We start from the raw sequence: 16,159 nt of genomic DNA on the forward strand, positions 1-16,159 counted from the left end.
GCGCTGCGGCCCGGGTGTTCAGTTCAGCAGGGCCCGTGCGGCGAAGGCCTCGCCGCGTACGCGTTCCGCCGTGCCCTCGTCCACGACCTCCACCAGCCCCGCGTACTCCTCCAACTCGGCGGCCCCGCCGAGGAAGTCCCCCCGGCGCACCAGCAACTGCCCGCGCTCGTACCGCAGCCGGGCCGGATGAGAGGGCACCGCGAGAGCCAATTCCACGGCCCACAGGGCGACATCCGACCGTTCGGGCCGGGCCGACGCCCACGACCGGATGTTGTTCAGGATCCGCATCACGACGTCCAGCGGCTCCGCGGGCGTCAGCATCGACGGCTCCAGCGGCGCGCCCGTCGCACCGGTGACGAGCAGGTCGGCGTCCTCGCCGGTCAGCAGCCGCCCCCCGTCGAAGGGGTCGACGAGCACCTGCCGGGCGACGTCCTCGGGTGGTCCGAAGCCGGCCACGAAGTGCCCCGGCAGCGCCACCCCGTACACCGGCGCCCCGGCCCGCCGCGCCACCTCCACCCACACCACGGACAGCAGGATCGGCAGCCCCCGCCGCCGCGCCAGCACCCGGTCCAGCAGCGACGAGTCCAGCCGGTCGTAGTCCGCCGCGGAACCGCGGAACCCGTACCGCTCGCCGAGCAGCTCCCGCAACGCCTCCGCCCACGCCGCCGGCCCGCCCGGCCGGTACGGGACCTGCCCCGCCAGCCGGTCCAGCTCGATCTGCCCGGCGTCCAGACCGTCCTCGCCCGCCGTCGGGTCGGCCGCCGCTCCGACCAGCAGGCACAGCAGCGCCAGATCGGGCCGCTCGGACCGCGCCTCGGCCGCGAACCGCTCCCGCACCTGCGCCCACTCGAAGCCGCTCACGACGCCTCCGACGACGGGCCCGGGCCGGGTGAGGGCTCCCCGGCGGGCTCCCGGTAGTGGTGGTAGGCGTGGTGGGCCGCGAAGCCCATCCCGGCGTAGAGAGCGCGCGCTACCTCGTTCTCCTCCTCCACCTGCAGCCAGGCCGCCGACGCGCCCTCGTCGAGCGCCCTGCCGGCCAGCGCGGCCATCACCGTCGTGGCGAGTCCCCGGCGGCGGTGCCCCGGAGCCACCTCGACGGCGGCGAAGCCGGCCCAGCGGCCGTCCACCACACACCGTCCGATCGCGGCCGGGGCCCCGCCCTCAGGCGCGGGCACCGAGGCGAACCACACCGACGGCCCACCCCCGCTCCCGCCGCCCCCGCTCTCGCCCGAGTGGGAGGACCGCCCTGTCAGCACCCGCAGGGCCACCTCGCTCACCCCTTTGCGCTGGTACCGCGCCAGCCACGCCTCGTCGGCCTCCCGGGACAGGACCACACCCTCGGCGTCCGCCCGGTCGGCGACCGGCGCCAGTGCCCCGATCCACAGCTCCGCCGTCACCTCACGCACCCACCCGCGCCGATCCAGCTCCGCGCAGAGCAGTTCCTCGGTCCCCTCGGCGCCCGTCGCCGTCTGCACGTAGGCGGGCAGCCCGCGGGCGCCGTACCAGGCCCGTACGGCGTCCAGGGCCGCGTCGAGGGGCATGCCGGGGTCGCCGAGCGGCAGCACCGAGTTGGCCCGTCGGGTGAACCCGGCGGCCGCCCGCAGCTCCCACTCGCCGAGCCGGGCGCTCTCCACCGGCCGCCAGGCCCGCGCGGCGACGCCGGCCAGCTCCCGGTAGCCGGCGGCCGGCCCCCGGCGGCGGGCCGGGGCGGCGGGCACGACCTTCCCCGCGACCAGCGAGGACGCGTCAACACGGACGCTCTCCCCGCTCTTTCGTGTGATCGCGAGCACACCGTCGTCCCATGATGTGAGAACCCCGACCGTGTCGGTGAATTTCGCGTCGGCGGCTCCAGCGTCGGTCAAGCACCGCACGGAGACGCGTTTTCCCACGTCAGCAGCGGTGATGCGGACCTCGAGACGTCCGGCGGCCGAGATTTCCACAGGTCGGTCCACCCCTCCTGTTCGGATCATGCCCAAGAACGGAGATACTAGGTGGCGGGCATCGACGACGCCGCGCTCCCGCGCGCCAGGCGGCGGAGCCTGAGGAGGCCCGCCAGCGCCCTATCGAGGAGGAACGACAGCGTGACCTACGTCATCGCGCAGCCTTGTGTCGACGTCAAGGACAAGGCGTGCATCGAAGAGTGCCCGGTCGACTGCATCTACGAGGGCCAGCGGTCCTTGTACATCCACCCGGACGAATGCGTCGACTGCGGCGCCTGTGAGCCGGTCTGCCCGGTCGAGGCGATCTTCTACGAGGACGACACTCCGGAGGAGTGGAAGGACTACTACAAGGCGAACGTCGAGTTCTTCGACGAGCTCGGCTCGCCGGGCGGCGCCAGCAAGCTGGGGCTGATCGAGCGCGACCACCCCTTCGTCGCCGCGCTGCCGCCGCAGGCCGAGTAATCCGCGGCGGCCCGCACCCCGTGCCGCCTCGGTCCCGTACGGCCTGATCAGGTCTGATCGCCGTACGGGGCCGAGGCGTTTGCCGTACGTACGAAAGTGAGCGAGTCACCGTGCCCTCCGCGTCCTCCGCAGTCTCCGACCGACTTCCCACCTTTCCCTGGGACAAGCTGGAGCCGTACAAGAAGACGGCCGCAGCCCACCCGGACGGCATCGTCGACCTGTCGGTCGGCACCCCGGTCGACCCGGTCCCCGACCTGGTGCAGAAGGCCCTGATCGACGCGGCGGACTCGCCCGGCTACCCGACCGTGTGGGGCACCCCGGCCCTGCGCGACGCGATCACCGGCTGGCTGGAGCGCCGCCTCGGCGCCCGCGACGTCACCCACCGGCACGTGCTCCCGATCGTCGGCTCCAAGGAGCTCGTGGCCTGGCTGCCGACCCAGCTGGGCCTCGGCCCCGGCGACAAGGTGGCGTACCCGCGGCTCGCCTACCCGACGTACGAGGTGGGCGCGCGCCTGGCCCGCGCGCGGTACGAGGTCTACGACGACCCGACGGAGCTCGACCCCGCCGACCTCCGGCTGCTCTGGCTGAACTCCCCGTCCAACCCCACCGGCCGGGTGCTGTCCAAGGCCGAGCTCACCCGCGTGGTCGACTGGGCGAGGCGGCACGGGGTGCTGGTCTTCTCCGACGAGTGCTACCTGGAGCTGGGCTGGGAGGCCGACCCCGTCTCGGTCCTCCACCCCGACGTCAACGGCGGCTCCTACGAGGGCATCGTGTCGGTCCACTCGCTCTCCAAGCGGTCGAACCTGGCCGGGTACCGGGCGGCCTTCCTGGCAGGCGACCCGGCCGTCCTCGGCCCCCTGCTGGAGATCCGCAAGCACGGCGGCATGATGACCTCGGCGCCCACCCAGGCGGCGGTGGTGGCCGCCCTCGGCGACGACGCCCACGTCCATGAGCAGCGCGAACGCTACGCGGCCCGGCGCGCCCTGCTGCGCGAGGCGCTGCTGTCGCATGGCTTCCGCATCGAGCACAGCGAGGCCAGCCTCTACCTCTGGGCCACCCGCGACGAGTCCTGCTGGAGCACGGTCGCCCATCTGGCCGAGAGGGGCATCCTGGTGGCCCCCGGCGACTTCTACGGCGAGGCCGGCGAGAAGTTCGTCCGCGTGGCGCTGACGGCGACGGACGAACGCGTACGCGCGGCAGTGGCGCGCCTGTAGCGACGCCGTCGCGCCCCCTCTCGCGGCCGCACAGAGCGGGGGGCGGCCCCACAGACACTGACAGGCCCGCACAGAGCGACGGGCCCGCACAGAGCGACGGGGCCCCGGGAGCGGACTCCCGGGGCCCCGTCGTCGGCTCGAGCGGTCGGCTCGAGGGCGGGCGGCTGGTGTCAGCCGATCGGCAGGCTCTTCACCGGCAGGGTCTTGGCGCCGGGCAGCCCGCCCTTGGCGAGGGAGTCCGTCGGCAGTCCGCCCTTGGTGGCGGTCGACGCGGTGTCCCCGAGGAGACCGCCGGCGGAGCCCGCCGCCTCGCCGGCCGTCTTCTGCGCCACCGGCGCCGCCTTCTGCACGGTCTTGCCGCCGGCCTTGCCCGCGAGCCCGGTGACGTGGTGCGTCGCGCCGTCGACCGTGCTGCCGACGTTCGCCGTGTCCAGGGCGGTCAGTCCGCCGAGGCTCGGGGTGGCGGGAAGGGCGGGTGCCGCACTCGCGGAGCCGGCCGCACCGACTCCGGCGGCCGCTCCCGCAGCGACGAGCAGCGCGGCACGGGCGATCCGGCGGGTCAGGGGGAGAGACATGTTGCTCCTTCGACGGGAGAGAACAAGGACTGTCCGGGCCCGGACGCAGTGACTACCGCTCGAGATCCACGAAGGTTGCGCACCGCCGACGTAAAGAGTTGGCAATGCGTCGCATTATCGGCTGTGTACAAAAATGGGCAAAGACCGCTCCACGTGAAAGCGTGTCCCACCCCGGAGCCCTTTGCCCGCAAGGGATTCCGTGCGCAGGCGGGTGACGGCGCGAAAACCTGAGCACCCTGCCGGACGGGGGGTCCCCGCATGACCCGGCCGGGTGACGTCCCGCACTACTGAGCGGTGACGATCCGCACGTCGCCGGCGCCGCCGGCCGCCGCCGTCGCCCCGACGCCCTCCGCGCTGGTGGAAGCGGTCGTCCGCCACTTCGTGTCGGAGGTCCCCGAGACCCACTCCCGGCCCGCGTACGAGACGCGCTCGATACGCAGCGCCGAGGCGTTGGCCACCGCCCAGTGCGCCAGCTGCCAGCCGCGCTCGCGGGCGCTGCGCCCGTCGGCGGCGGTGTCCTCGGACACCGGCAGCATCACGGTCCGCTCCCCGCTCTCGACGGCCGGCACATCGGACCGCGACGACGACGATGAGGAGGAGGACGACGACGAGGACGAGGATGAGGATGAGGACGACGACGAGGTGCCCTTCCCGCCCTTCTGCCGGTGCGAACCCCGCCCGAAGTCGCGCTGCAGCGCCGCCCGGACCGCCGCCGGACCGGTGGCCGTCGTGGCCGACCCCGACCCCGACGCCGTCGTGGTGACCGAGCGGCCGTCACAGGTCAGCGTCGCCTGCGAGGTCCCGGTGAGGGCGGCGGCGAGCACTACGGCGTCCCCCTCGTGCTTGGCGTACGCCTCCGGGTAGCCGCTGCGCTGCACCCGCTGGGCGGCGACGGTGAGCGGCAACTCGGTGTAGTTCCGCACCTTCTCCAGGTGCTTGTAGAAGACATCCGCAGCGTAGGCGGGGTCGGTGACCTGTTTCTCGGTGCCCCAGCCCTGCGAGGGCCGCTGCTGGAACAGGCCGAGCGAATCCCGGTCGCCGTGGGCGAGGTTGCGCAGCGCGGACTCCTGGATGGCGGTCGCGAGCGCGATGGCCACGGCCCGCTCGGGAAGGGCCCGGTCGGTGCCGACCGCGGCGATCGTGGCCGCGTTCACCGCCTGCTCGGGCGTGAACTCGTACGCCGCCGTTCCGTCAGCGGAAACGACTCTGCAACCCGGATCGCCGGTGCCGCCGGCGACGTACTGCACCACGACATAGCCCGCGACGGCGGACAGGACCACGCAGGCCGCCCCGAAACGGAGCAGGCGGCCGCGACGCTTGGAGGAGGACTGCTTCGGCACGCGTCCAAGGTACTGGAGAGTAGTGAAAAGGAGGAGGTGGATGTGCAGAGATGGGGGAGAGCGGCGCGGCCGACCGGCGCGTTAGGGTCGACGGCATGGCCGACACCCCTCTTGACCTCACCCTGGACGCCGCCGCACTGACCGCGAAGCTCGTCGACTTCCGCTCGGAGAGCGGCGCCGAGAAGCCCCTCGCGGACGCGATCGAGATCGCCCTGCGCGCGCTGCCCCACCTGACGGTGGACCGGCTCGGCAACAACATCGTCGCCCGCACGCACTTCGGCCACGCGCAGCGCGTGGTCCTCGCCGGCCACATCGACACGGTGCCGATCGCCGACAACGTGCCGTCGCGGCTGGACGAGGACGGGGTGCTCTGGGGCTGCGGCACCTGCGACATGAAGTCGGGGGTGGCCGTCCAGCTGCGCATCGCGGCGACGGTGCCGGCCCCCAACCGCGACCTGACGTTCGTCTTCTACGACAACGAGGAGGTCGCCGCCGAGCTGAACGGCCTCAAGCACATCGCCGAGACCCGTCCCCAGTGGCTGGCCGGCGACTTCGCGGTACTGCTCGAACCCTCCGACGGCCAGGTCGAGGGCGGCTGCCAGGGCACCCTGCGGGTGCTGCTGAGGACGCGGGGCGAGCGGGCCCACTCGGCGCGCGGCTGGATGGGCTCCAACGCGATTCACGCGGCCGCCCCGATCCTGGCCCGGCTGGCCGCCTACGAGGCGCGCCGGCCCGTCATCGACGGACTGGAGTACCGCGAGGGCCTCAACGCGGTCGGCATCACGGGCGGGGTGGCAGGCAACGTCATCCCCGACGAGTGCGTCGTCACCGTCAATTTCCGCTACGCGCCGGACCGCAGCGAGGAGGAGGCGCTCGCCCACGTCCGCGAGGTCTTCGCCGACTGCGGGATCGCGGAGTTCACGGTCGACGACCACAGCCCGGCCGCGCTGCCCGGCCTCTCCCATCCGGCCGCCGCGGCCTTCATCGAGGCGGTGGGCGGCACCCCGCTGCCCAAGTTCGGCTGGACGGACGTGAGCCGCTTCTCCTCTCTCGGCGTGCCCGCCGTCAACTACGGCCCCGGCAACCCGCACTTGGCGCACAAGCGGGACGAACGGGTGGAGACGGCCAAGATCCTGGCGGGCGAGGAGCGGCTGCGGGCCTGGCTGACGGCCTGAGAGAAGGCCCGGCGCGTCGGCGCTGCACGGCGGACACGCCGACGTCCCCCGTGCGTAACCCGCGTGGATCTACGCTGAGGTGGAACGGACGCAAGCGGAGGGAGCTCACCATGGCTACAGGGAACCCCGAGGGCAAGAAGCAGCCACCGGACGAACAGCGCCTGGGACCGGTCCTTCGCAGGCGGGACCAGGTGCAGTCGAGCACGACCGACCAGCGGCTGCTGGACGAACGGGCCCCCTCGGACTGGGTGCACACCGACCCCTGGCGGGTCCTGCGCATCCAGTCGGAGTTCATCGAGGGCTTCGGGACCCTCGCCGAACTTCCCGCGGCGATCAGCGTGTTCGGGTCCGCCCGGACGCCGGCGGGCTCACCGGAGTACGAGGTCGGGGTACGGCTGGGCGGCGCCCTCGTCGACGCCGGGTGGGCCGTGATCACGGGCGGCGGCCCGGGCGCGATGGAGGCGGCCAACAAGGGCGCGAGCGAGGCGGGCGGCGTCTCCGTGGGCCTCGGCATCGAGCTGCCCTTCGAGCAGGGGCTCAACCCGTACGTCGACATCGGCCTGAACTTCCGTTACTTCTTCGTGCGGAAAATGATGTTCGTGAAGTACGCGCAGGGCTTCGTGGTGCTGCCCGGCGGTCTCGGCACGCTGGACGAGCTGTTCGAGGCCCTCACCCTCGTCCAGACCCAGAAGGTCACCCGCTTCCCGATCGTCCTGTTCGGCACGGAGTACTGGGGCGGCCTGATCGACTGGCTCAAGAACACCCTGATCGCCCAGGGCAAGGCGTCCGAGAAGGACCTCCTCCTCTTCCACGTCACGGACGACGTCGAGGAAGCGGTGGCCCTGGTGTCGAAGGAAGCCGGCCGCTGACGTTCAGCCCGTCCGGGGGCGCGGCCCCCGGACGGGGGCGGGCGGCGAGGGCGGGGGCGAACGGGACTCTGCGAGCCCCCGCCCGGCTACGCGAGCCCCCGCCGGCTACGCGAGCCCCCGTCCCGCTATGCGAGCCCCCGCCGCGCCACCGCAGGCGCCCGGTGCCCGGCGATGGCAGCGACCATGTCGAGCACCTGCCGCGTCTCCGCCACCTCGTGCACCCGGTACACCTGCGCCCCCAGCCACGCCGACACCGCCGTCGTCGCCAGGGTGCCCACCACCCGCTCCTTCACCGGCCGGTCCAGCGTCTCCCCGACGAAGTCCTTGTTGGACAGCGAGACCAGCACCGGCCACCCCGTCGCCACCATCTCGTCGATCCGCCGGGTCGCCTCCAGGCTGTGCCGGGTGTTCTTCCCGAAGTCGTGCCCGGGATCGATCATGATCGACTCCCGTGGCACCCCCAGCTCCGCGGCCCGCTCCGCCAGCCCCAGCGTCACCCGCAGGATGTCGGCCATCACGTCGTCGTACGTCACCCGGTGCGGACGCGTCCGCGGCTGCGCGCCGCCCGCGTGCGTGCACACCAGTCCCGCCCCGTACCGCGCGGCCACCTCCGCCAGCCCCGGATCCACGCCGCCCCACGCGTCGTTCAGGACGTCCGCGCCCGCCTCGCAGACCGCCGCGCCGACCTCGGCCCGCCAGGTGTCCACGCTGATCACCACGTCCGGGAAGCGCCGCCGCACCTCGGCCACGAAACCGACGGTCCGCCGGATCTCCTCCCGCGCCGTCACCTCTTCACCCGGGCCTGCCTTCACCCCGCCGACGTCGATGATCGCCGCGCCCTCCGACACCGCCTGCTCCACGCGCGCGAGGGCCGGCTCGTCGAGGAAGGTCGCGCCCTGGTCGTAGAAGGAGTCCGGGGTCCGGTTCACGATCGCCATGATCGCCGGCTCGTGCGCGCCGAATTCACGCCTGCCCAGCCTGAGCATCCCCTGTGACCTCTCCTCGAACGTCCTGCACCACTGCCGCCTGCGACCCTAGCCGTCGGACCCGCATGGCACGATCGGACCCGCACACATCCACTCCGAGCACACCGAGCGTGGGGGCCCACCGATGGTTATGTTCTTGTTCCTGGTCATCGCGCTCGCCGTGGTGGTCGCCGCGGTGACGCTCGCCGTGCTGGGCGGCGGCGAGGGCACCGGCCCGCTGCCGGAGGCCGTCCCCGAGCGGCTGCACGACCCGTTGCCCCCCGACCGCCCGCTCGACCGGTCCGACGTCGACCGGCTGCGCTTCCCCCTCGCCGCGCGCGGCTACCGCATGTCGGACGTGGACGACGCCCTCAACCGCCTCGCCGCCGAGCTCGCCGAGCGGGACGCCCGCATCGCCGACCTCGAGTCCGCCCTGGCCGGTGCGCAGGCTTCGGCCACGCCCCACGTCTCGACGACCACGCCCCACGTCTCGACGGACACGTCCCACGTCTCGATGGAGAAGAAGGCCCCGGAGGACCAGAAGTGAGCGACGGCGCCGCCCTCGCGGGCGCGGACGGGGCGCTGCGCTGCCCGTGGGCCCTGTCGACGCCGGACTACGTGACGTACCACGACGAGGAGTGGGGCCGCCCGGTACACGGCGACGACGCGCTGTTCGAACGCCTCAGCCTGGAGGCCTTCCAGTCCGGCCTGTCCTGGATCACGATCCTGCGCCGCCGCCCGGGGTTCCGCACCGCCTTCGCCGACTTCCAGATCGCCTCGGTCGCCGCCTTCACCGGCGACGACCGCGCACGTCTCCTCGCCGACCCCGGCATCATCCGCAACCGCGCGAAGATCGACGCGACGGTCGCCAACGCGCGCGTGCTCGCCGACTGGGCGCCGGGCGACCTCGACGAGTTGATCTGGTCCCACGCCCCGGACCGGGCCGGCCGCCCGGTCCCGAGGACCCTCGCGGACGTCCCCGCCGTCACCGACGAGTCGACGGCCCTGTCCAAGGCCCTCAAGAAGCGCGGCCTGCGGTTCGTCGGGCCCACCACGGCGTACGCCCTGATGCAGGCGTGCGGCCTGGTGGACGACCACCTGGAGAGCTGCGTGAGCAGGGCCGGCTGAGGCAGGCGCACGGGACCGCCCCCGGGCTCACCGGCCCAGGTACTTCGGTGTCCCCTTCTCGACGAACGCCCGCACCGCGATCGTGTGGTCCTCGGACGCCCCCGCCCGGGTCTGCAGCTCGTCCTCCTTGTCCAGCGTCTCGGCCAGCGAGTGCGAGAACCCGTACGCCATCGCTTCCTTGATCGCCGCGTACGCCACCGTCGGACCCTCCGCCAGCATCCGCGCCAGCTGCTCGGCCGCGGTGCGCAGTGACGCCGCCGGGACGACCCGGTTGGCGATGCCCAGCTCGTACGCCTCCTGCGCGGTGATGCTGCGCGGGAAGAGCAGCAGGTCGGCGGCCCGGCCCGGACCGATGACCCGGGGCAGCGTCCACGAGACGCCGGAGTCGGCGGTCAGCGCCACCCCGGCGAACGAGGTGTTGAAGGACGCCGTGTCGGCCACGATGCGGTAGTCCGAGGCCAGCGCGAACCCGAGTCCCGCGCCGGCGGCGACCCCGTTCACGGCGGCGACGACCGGCTTCGGGGCCTCGGTCAGGGCCCGCACGATCGGGTTGTAGTGCTCCTGGACCGTGCTCATGATCTCTTTGGAGCCCGCGGCCAGCAGCCCGATGTGCTCCTTGAGGTCCTGCCCCACGCAGAACGCCCGCTCGCCGGCGGCCGTCAGCAGGACGGCCCGTACGGCGTCGTCGGCGGCCGCGTCCCGGACCGCGTCGCGGAGGGCGACCTTGGCCGCGATGTTCAGCGCGTTCATCGCCTCGGGGCGGTTCAGCGTGATCGTCGCGAGCCCGTCACTCACCTCGTAGAGCACGGTGTCGGCCATGGCGTTTCCCCTCCGCGTCGCGGTTTCGACGCATTCTTCGACGCATTACTCGTCAGTACATCCGGTGTACGAGGACAGCATGGCGGAGATCACCGTCCGCGGACCGGACGCGACGTGTGACCTGCGTCAAAGAATTCGGGACGATTTCCGGTGCGCGGAAGTCCGTGCGGTGGCGCAGTATCGCAGTCACATCGCCGAATTGAGTGGTTTTGCTCGCGCGCGTTGCCCAAGCGATGCCGACCGATGTTGGTCATCGGGTCCTGAGATGCGGGATAATGGCCGGGAAGCAATGTGTTCGATGCCGGTGTCGCGTGTCCCACGCTGGATCGCGGCTGCCCTCCACGGGCCGTCGGCTTTGGCGATGAGCTGGTTTCAGGAAGGGGAACGAGCATGGCGGCCATGAAGCCGCGAACGGGTGATGGCCCGCTCGAGGTGACCAAGGAGGGGCGGGGCATCGTCATGCGCGTTCCGCTCGAAGGCGGCGGGCGGCTCGTCGTCGAGCTGACCCCTGACGAGGCCGACGCGCTCGGCGATGCCCTGAAGAAGGTCGTCGGCTGACGCGCAAGCGACCCTGTTCTCTTCGACTGCTCCGGCGTCCTCCTGGGCGCCGGAGCAGTCGTCTTTGTCTTCGGGTTCGCTGCGTTCGTCGCGTACGTCGCGTTTTCGTCTTCGTCAGCGTTTGACCGCGCACAGCAGGCCGTCGCCGACCGGCAGCAGCGAGGGCACGAGCTCCTGGCTCTCGCGCACCGCCCTCAGCAGCTCCCGGATGCGTATGACCTCCGTCGGCTGCGGTCCCGAATCGACCGTGCGCCCGTTGGCGAAGACGCCCTCGAAGGCCACCACGCCGCCGGGGCGCAGCAGGCGCAACGATTCAGCGAGGTATTCCTGCAGCTCCAGACGGTCGCCGTCGCAGAAGACGAGGTCATAGCCGGCGTCCGCCAGGCGGGGCAGCACGTCGAGCGCGCGGCCCGGGATGAAGCGGGCCCGGTTACTGGCGAACCCGCAGGCGCGGAAGGCCTGACGGGCGAACTGCTGGTGCTCCGGCTCGGGGTCGACGGTCGTCAGGACGCCGTCCGGGCGCATCCCGTACAGCAGGTGGATCCCGGAGACGCCGGTACCGGTGCCGATCTCGGCGACCGCCTTCGCGTCCACGGCGGCGGCGAGCAGCCGCAGCGCGGCGCCCGTGCTGGGCGACACCGAGCGCAGCCCTGCCTCACGGGCCCGGTCGCGGGCCCAGCGCAGCGCTTCGTCCTCGGCGGCATAGGCGTCGGCGAACGCCCAGCTTGCCTGCCGGTTGCCGGTAATGACCCTCTCCTGTCCCCGTGGTTGCCTCGGCGTGACTGTATCCGTTGCCGCCGGGAACCCGCAGATGGGACCGGACGTTTGAAGGGGTGGGAACGACGGCGGGGGGACACAGTTGGATCACGATGAGGGACCGGGCGCCGACCAGGCGCTGATGCGGCTGTACGAGCCCGGTCAGCGCACGACAATTTCTCGGAAAACCGCTTATCCGGAGCTAACGGGCGAGGTGGCTATGGTAGGGGCTCCACTGGACACCACCAGAGCCGACAGGGGAGGTGCGGCCGCGCGTGTGGATCGGGGAGGAGTGCTGCGGCGCTTTCTCGGGTCGGCGGGCAGGCCCAAATCCGTGAACAACACCGCTGCTGACCACAGCCACGCCGGCGCCACCGCCGGACAAGCCCAGACCGCGACCTTCACCACCGACGCGGACGGGCAGGCGTGGACTCCGCCCACGTGGGAGGAGATCGTCAGCATGCACAGCGGCCGGGTCTACCGGCTCGCCTACCGGCTGACCGGCAACCAGCACGACGCCGAGGATCTCACCCAGGAGGTCTTCGTCCGCGTCTTCCGCTCCCTGTCGACGTACACGCCGGGCACCTTCGAGGGCTGGCTGCACCGCATCACGACCAACCTCTTCCTGGACATGGTCCGCCGCAAGCAGCGCATCCGTTTCGACGCGCTGGGTGACGACGCGGCCGAGCGGCTGCCCAGCAAGGAGCCCAACCCCCAGCAGCTGTTCAACGACGCCCACTTCGACGCGGACGTCCAGCAGGCTCTCGACACCCTCGCGCCCGAGTTCCGGGCCGCGGTCGTCCTCTGCGACATCGAGGGCCTCTCCTACGAGGAGATCGCCGCGACCCTGGGCGTCAAGCTGGGCACCGTCCGCTCGCGCATCCACCGCGGCCGTTCCCAGCTGCGCAAGGCCCTCGCCCACCGCGCGCCCGAGGCGCGCGCGGGGCGCCGTCCCCTCATGGCGCGCGTGCCCGCGCTGGGAGGAGGGGGCACGACCGCGTGAGTGGATCCCGACACAACGCAGCCGAGAGGCTCCTCGCGGAGCAGCATCTCGGAGACCGACTCTCGGCCCTGGTGGACGGCGAGCTCGGCCACGACACCCGTGAGCGCGTGCTGGCGCACGTGGCGACCTGCCCCAAGTGCAAGTCCGAGGTCGACGCGCAGCGCCGACTGAAGAACGTCTTCGCGGAGGTCGCACCGCCCACCCCCTCCGAAAGCTTTCTGGCCCGTCTCCAGGGGCTGCCCGCGGGGCCCGGGGGAGGCGGCGATCCGGACCGTGGCGGCACGCCGCCGCGCGGCGGCGGCCTCACCGACGGAGTCGGAGTGAGAGGGACGCGACGGGAGGAGCCGTTCGAGTTCGGCTATGTGCCGGCCCGCGACCACGGCTCCGTGTTCTCCCCCGCGTCGGACCGGGGCTTTCGCATCCACCCGCTGAGCCGTGGCGGCGAACGCCACGACTTCGAGCGCTCCCGTGGCATGCGGTTCGCGTTCGTCGCCGCCGGCGCGGTGTCGCTGGCCGCGATCGCCCTCGGCGGCATGACCACCGTCGCCCCGATCGACACGAGCGCGGACGGCCGGGCCGGGGCGGGTTCCGGAAGCAATGTGACACCGGCCCGCACTCCCGGCATGGGCACCGGCACGGGTTCCTCTGCGATGTCGGAGAGCCAGCGTCGCCGCGCCGCGGGCCCCCTGCTCTCCCAGGGCGGCCAGCTCGGTCACACCCCGGCGGCCCCCACCGAGGCTTCCGCACCGCTGCTGCCCGGCGTGCCCGCTCCGGCCGGCGGGCGGAGCGACCAGGTCCTGCACCGGCTCACCACACCCATGGTGGCCGGGGCCGCGGCGATGTCCCCGCTGATACGTCCGCTCGGCATGACCCCGCCGATCTCGCTGACCGCCTGGAGCGCCACACCTCAGGTCTCCGGCATCGGCCTGTTCGCCGCCCCCGACACCGTCTCCGCTCCCTCGTCCTCTCCCTTCTTGCGCAACGCTCGCTGAGCCGGGGCCCGCGCCACTCCGCCGCGAACCTGGTTGAATCCAGGGACGATCGCGTCCGGCCGGGCGGCCGGGCGCCAAAGCGGAGTGCGCGGGTGGGGAGAGCATGGACGAGGGGAAGCCCACGAAGGCGAAGTGGTGGAGCCGGCCTCGACCACAGGAACCCGCGGGAGACCGGCACGCCGCGCACGACGCCGACAGCATGACGGCGCCGTCGCCGCCCACCCCGGACGGCGACTTCGAGTTGGCCCGTCCCGCGACCCCGGGCGAGGACGGCTTCGCCGACGGTGCTTCCGACGCGCCCGACGTGGCTCCTACCGACGAGACCGGTCCTACCGATGAGACCGGTTCCGTCGACGACGCCGGTGGGGCCGATGAGGCCTTCGGCGGGACCAGCTTGCAGGAGCCGGCCGCCGACCCCGACCCTGCCCCCGACACCGCCGAGTCGGTGGCCGGCGTGCCTGTCGGGCCGGAGTCAATCGCTGCCGCGCGGCCAAGGCCGCTGCACGACCCCGACCCGTACAGCACTCCGCCGTACGGCGAACCGGGCCCCTGGGCCCCCGCACCGCCCGTCCAGCACCCGGCCGTCACGTCCGCCCACGGCACCGGGACGGCTCCCGGCGTGACCGTTCCTCCGTCGCTCCCGTCGCTCCCGTCGCTCCCGTCGGTCCCGAGTCAGGCTGTCCCGCCGTCGGCCGTCCCGGGGCCGTGGGTGACGCCCCGGGGGGCGGCACCGGTCGCCGCCGCCGCGCCCGGTGCCGACCCGACTGTCGCTCCCGGCGCCGCAGCCGTCCCCGCCCAGGACGTCGGGCCAGGCCCGGGCTCGGCTGTGGCACCCGGCCCGGATCCCGCTCACGGCACGCTGCCCGCCACCCCCGCCGCCCCCGCCGACTCCGGGGACCCCCTGGCCGCCCCGGCCGCATCCGGACCGGCGCCCGCCCCCGCCGTCCCGACCGGCCCGGCCGTAGGCGACACGGGCTTCGACCCCTGGCAGCGCTACGACCCCTGGGCTGCCGCCTCGCGGCGGGAGACGTACGTGCACGACGGGCCGTGGCAGCAGACCGGGGCCGGAGCCGTGACCGCGGGGCAGCGGCGGCGGTGGGTGCGTAGCCGGTTGGTGGGCGGTGCTGTCGCCGTCGCGTTGGTGTCGGGCGTGCTCGGCGGAGCCGTGGGCGTGTATCTCGAGCGCAACGGCGGGCTCGACCCGATCCGGCTCCCGCAGGCGTCCGCCGAGCCCGCCGGACGGGCCGCGGAGAGCGTGGCCGGTATCGCTGCCCGCGCCCTGCCCAGCGTCGTCACCCTGCACGTCAGCGGCGGCGACGAGGGCGGCACCGGCACCGGGTTCGTGCTCGACTCGCTCGGCTACATCCTCACCAACAACCACGTCGTCGAGCCGGCCGGGAGCGACGGCGCGATAACCGTCGTCTTCAACGGCGGCCAGACCGCCAAGGCCGAGGTCGTCGGCCGGGACAGCGGATACGACCTCGCCGTGGTGCGGGTGACCGGCGTGAAGGGGCTCAAGCCCCTCTACCTCGGCAACTCCGACAACGTCCGGGTCGGCGACCCGGTCGTCGCCATCGGGGCCCCCTTCGACCTCGAGGGCACCGTCACCTCCGGCATCATCAGCGCCAAGGAACGCCCCATCACGGCCGGCGGTGACGGCGGTGACGCCGACGACGTGTCGTACGTCGACGCCCTGCAGACCGACGCGCCGATCAACCCCGGCAACTCGGGCGGGCCGCTCCTCGACGCGCAGGGCCACGTCATCGGCATCAACTCCGCGATCCGCTCCGCCGACGAGGGTGTGGGCGCCGGCGACGTGCAGTCCGGTTCGATCGGCCTCGGCTTCGCCATCCCGATCAACCAGGGCAAGCGGGTCGCCGAGGAGCTGATCAACAACGGCAGGGCGACCCACCCCGTCATCGGCGTCAGCCTCGACCTTCAGTACGCGGGCGACGGCGCCCGGATCAGCGCGAAGAGCGGTGACGGCGGCCCCCCGGTCACCGTGGGCGGCCCCGGCGCCCGGGCCGGGCTGCGGGGCGGAGACGTCGTCACCGAGGTCGACGGGCAGCGCGTCCACTCTGGCGAGGAGCTGATCGTCAGAACCCGCGCCCACCGCCCCGGCGACCGCCTGAGGCTGACGATCCTGCGCGACGGCGCCGAGCGCACCGTCATGCTGGTCCTCGGCTCGTCCGGCGGCGGCTGACGCGCCGCGCCCCGGCTCGCGCGGCCGTCGCGGCCCGCCCGGACCGTCCGGCCCGCGGACGGCCATGCGCCCGAGGATTGCCAGAAACGTCACATGTCGGACTGCGAAAGCGGGTCTGACATGGCAAACATCGCGAAAAACCGGCCGCGTACACGCACTC

17 protein-coding genes are annotated in these 16,159 nt (G+C 73.0%); 10 read left to right on the forward strand and 7 right to left on the reverse strand.

The window, feature by feature from the left end; translation table 11 throughout:
• Window positions 1-18: 18 nt before the first annotated feature.
• Both QA802_RS27440 and QA802_RS27445 read right to left on the reverse strand, forming a co-directional pair.
• Window positions 19-861 carry a transglutaminase family protein gene (locus QA802_RS27440; protein ID WP_334527894.1) on the reverse strand — a complete coding sequence of 281 codons (843 nt, stop codon included), beginning with the start codon at window positions 859-861 and terminating at the stop codon, window positions 19-21.
• On the reverse strand, window positions 858-1,940 hold the full coding sequence (locus QA802_RS27445; protein WP_334534923.1) for a GNAT family N-acetyltransferase: 1,083 nt from the start codon (window positions 1,938-1,940) through the stop codon (window positions 858-860). The genes QA802_RS27440 and QA802_RS27445 overlap by 4 nt, the downstream gene beginning before the upstream one ends.
• A gap of 141 nt (window positions 1,941-2,081) precedes the next feature.
• On the opposite strand from QA802_RS27445, the gene fdxA reads away from it, so the two are divergent.
• The gene (gene fdxA / locus QA802_RS27450; protein WP_007495984.1) at window positions 2,082-2,402 is read left to right on the forward strand and encodes a ferredoxin; all 321 of its coding nucleotides are present in this window, start codon (window positions 2,082-2,084) and stop codon (window positions 2,400-2,402) included.
• Window positions 2,403-2,512: 110 nt separating this feature from the next.
• Entirely contained in the window at window positions 2,513-3,616 is a 1,104-nt protein-coding gene (locus QA802_RS27455) for a bifunctional succinyldiaminopimelate transaminase/glutamate-prephenate aminotransferase (protein ID WP_334527897.1), read from the forward strand.
• Between the two features lie 170 nt (window positions 3,617-3,786).
• Here the strand turns inward: QA802_RS27455 and QA802_RS27460 are convergent, their stop codons facing one another.
• Window positions 3,787-4,191: an ATP-binding protein gene (locus QA802_RS27460; RefSeq protein WP_319164861.1), complete on the reverse strand. Its 405-nt coding sequence runs from the start codon at window positions 4,189-4,191 to the stop codon at window positions 3,787-3,789.
• 284 nt (window positions 4,192-4,475) lie between these two features.
• On the reverse strand, window positions 4,476-5,531 hold the full coding sequence (locus QA802_RS27465) for a VldE C-terminal domain-containing protein (RefSeq protein ID WP_334527901.1): 1,056 nt from the start codon (window positions 5,529-5,531) through the stop codon (window positions 4,476-4,478).
• A 95-nt stretch (window positions 5,532-5,626) separates the two neighbouring features.
• Here QA802_RS27465 and dapE point away from each other — a divergent pair, with 95 nt between their 5' ends.
• Together dapE and QA802_RS27475 are read left to right on the forward strand one after the other, a co-directional pair.
• Complete coding sequence (gene dapE / locus QA802_RS27470; RefSeq protein ID WP_334527904.1) at window positions 5,627-6,706, forward strand: succinyl-diaminopimelate desuccinylase; 1,080 nt, start codon at window positions 5,627-5,629, stop codon at window positions 6,704-6,706.
• Window positions 6,707-6,816: 110 nt separating this feature from the next.
• A complete protein-coding gene (locus tag QA802_RS27475) occupies window positions 6,817-7,575 on the forward strand; it encodes an LOG family protein (protein ID WP_334527906.1) in 759 nt (252 codons plus the stop codon).
• Window positions 7,576-7,700: 125 nt separating this feature from the next.
• Here QA802_RS27475 and folP read toward each other — a convergent pair whose 3' ends face one another.
• Window positions 7,701-8,561, reverse strand: a complete 861-nt coding sequence (gene folP / locus QA802_RS27480; RefSeq protein ID WP_334527908.1) for a dihydropteroate synthase — start codon at window positions 8,559-8,561, stop codon at window positions 7,701-7,703.
• A 130-nt stretch (window positions 8,562-8,691) separates the two neighbouring features.
• On the opposite strand from folP, the gene QA802_RS27485 reads away from it, so the two are divergent.
• Entirely contained in the window at window positions 8,692-9,087 is a 396-nt protein-coding gene (locus tag QA802_RS27485; protein ID WP_443042296.1) for a DivIVA domain-containing protein, read from the forward strand.
• Window positions 9,084-9,668, forward strand: a complete 585-nt coding sequence (locus tag QA802_RS27490; protein ID WP_334527914.1) for a DNA-3-methyladenine glycosylase I — start codon at window positions 9,084-9,086, stop codon at window positions 9,666-9,668. Before QA802_RS27485 ends, QA802_RS27490 begins: the two co-directional genes overlap by 4 nt.
• A 27-nt stretch (window positions 9,669-9,695) precedes the next feature.
• On the opposite strand, the gene chcB is transcribed toward QA802_RS27490, so the two are convergent.
• The gene (gene chcB / locus QA802_RS27495) at window positions 9,696-10,487 is read right to left on the reverse strand and encodes a 2-cyclohexenylcarbonyl CoA isomerase (RefSeq protein WP_334527917.1); all 792 of its coding nucleotides are present in this window, start codon (window positions 10,485-10,487) and stop codon (window positions 9,696-9,698) included.
• Window positions 10,488-10,877: 390 nt separating this feature from the next.
• Here chcB and QA802_RS27500 point away from each other — a divergent pair, with 390 nt between their 5' ends.
• Window positions 10,878-11,045 carry a DUF3117 domain-containing protein gene (locus QA802_RS27500; RefSeq protein ID WP_003966491.1) on the forward strand — a complete coding sequence of 56 codons (168 nt, stop codon included), beginning with the start codon at window positions 10,878-10,880 and terminating at the stop codon, window positions 11,043-11,045.
• Window positions 11,046-11,159: 114 nt separating this feature from the next.
• On the opposite strand, the gene QA802_RS27505 is transcribed toward QA802_RS27500, so the two are convergent.
• Entirely contained in the window at window positions 11,160-11,858 is a 699-nt protein-coding gene (locus QA802_RS27505) for an O-methyltransferase (protein WP_319165039.1), read from the reverse strand.
• 235 nt (window positions 11,859-12,093) lie between these two features.
• On the opposite strand from QA802_RS27505, the gene sigE reads away from it, so the two are divergent.
• The 3 genes from sigE (at window position 12,094) to QA802_RS27520 (ending at window position 15,999) form a co-directional block, all read left to right on the forward strand.
• The gene (gene sigE, locus QA802_RS27510; RefSeq protein ID WP_334534927.1) at window positions 12,094-12,804 is read left to right on the forward strand and encodes an RNA polymerase sigma factor SigE; all 711 of its coding nucleotides are present in this window, start codon (window positions 12,094-12,096) and stop codon (window positions 12,802-12,804) included.
• On the forward strand, window positions 12,801-13,796 hold the full coding sequence (locus QA802_RS27515; RefSeq protein ID WP_334527920.1) for an anti-sigma factor family protein: 996 nt from the start codon (window positions 12,801-12,803) through the stop codon (window positions 13,794-13,796). Before sigE ends, QA802_RS27515 begins: the two co-directional genes overlap by 4 nt.
• Window positions 13,797-13,899: 103 nt before the next feature.
• Window positions 13,900-15,999, forward strand: coding sequence for a trypsin-like peptidase domain-containing protein (locus QA802_RS27520; protein ID WP_334527923.1), 2,100 nt, complete (start codon window positions 13,900-13,902; stop codon window positions 15,997-15,999).
• Window positions 16,000-16,159 lie beyond the last annotated feature (160 nt).

It is taken from the genome of Streptomyces sp. B21-105, from assembly GCF_036898465.1.
GTDB lineage: Bacteria > Actinomycetota > Actinomycetes > Streptomycetales > Streptomycetaceae > Streptomyces.

Coding starts and splice junctions, on each gene's coding strand:
- QA802_RS27460 (WP_319164861.1), bottom strand. CDS start 4,191: ATGTCTCTCCCCCTGACCCGCCGGATCGCCCGTGCCGCGCTGCTCGTC.
- dapE (WP_334527904.1), top strand. CDS start 5,627: ATGGCCGACACCCCTCTTGACCTCACCCTGGACGCCGCCGCACTGACC.
- QA802_RS27475 (WP_334527906.1), top strand. CDS start 6,817: ATGGCTACAGGGAACCCCGAGGGCAAGAAGCAGCCACCGGACGAACAG.
- folP (WP_334527908.1), bottom strand. CDS start 8,561: ATGCTCAGGCTGGGCAGGCGTGAATTCGGCGCGCACGAGCCGGCGATC.
- QA802_RS27485 (WP_443042296.1), top strand. CDS start 8,692: ATGTTCTTGTTCCTGGTCATCGCGCTCGCCGTGGTGGTCGCCGCGGTG.
- chcB (WP_334527917.1), bottom strand. CDS start 10,487: ATGGCCGACACCGTGCTCTACGAGGTGAGTGACGGGCTCGCGACGATC.
- QA802_RS27500 (WP_003966491.1), top strand. CDS start 10,878: ATGGCGGCCATGAAGCCGCGAACGGGTGATGGCCCGCTCGAGGTGACC.
- QA802_RS27520 (WP_334527923.1), top strand. CDS start 13,900: ATGGACGAGGGGAAGCCCACGAAGGCGAAGTGGTGGAGCCGGCCTCGA.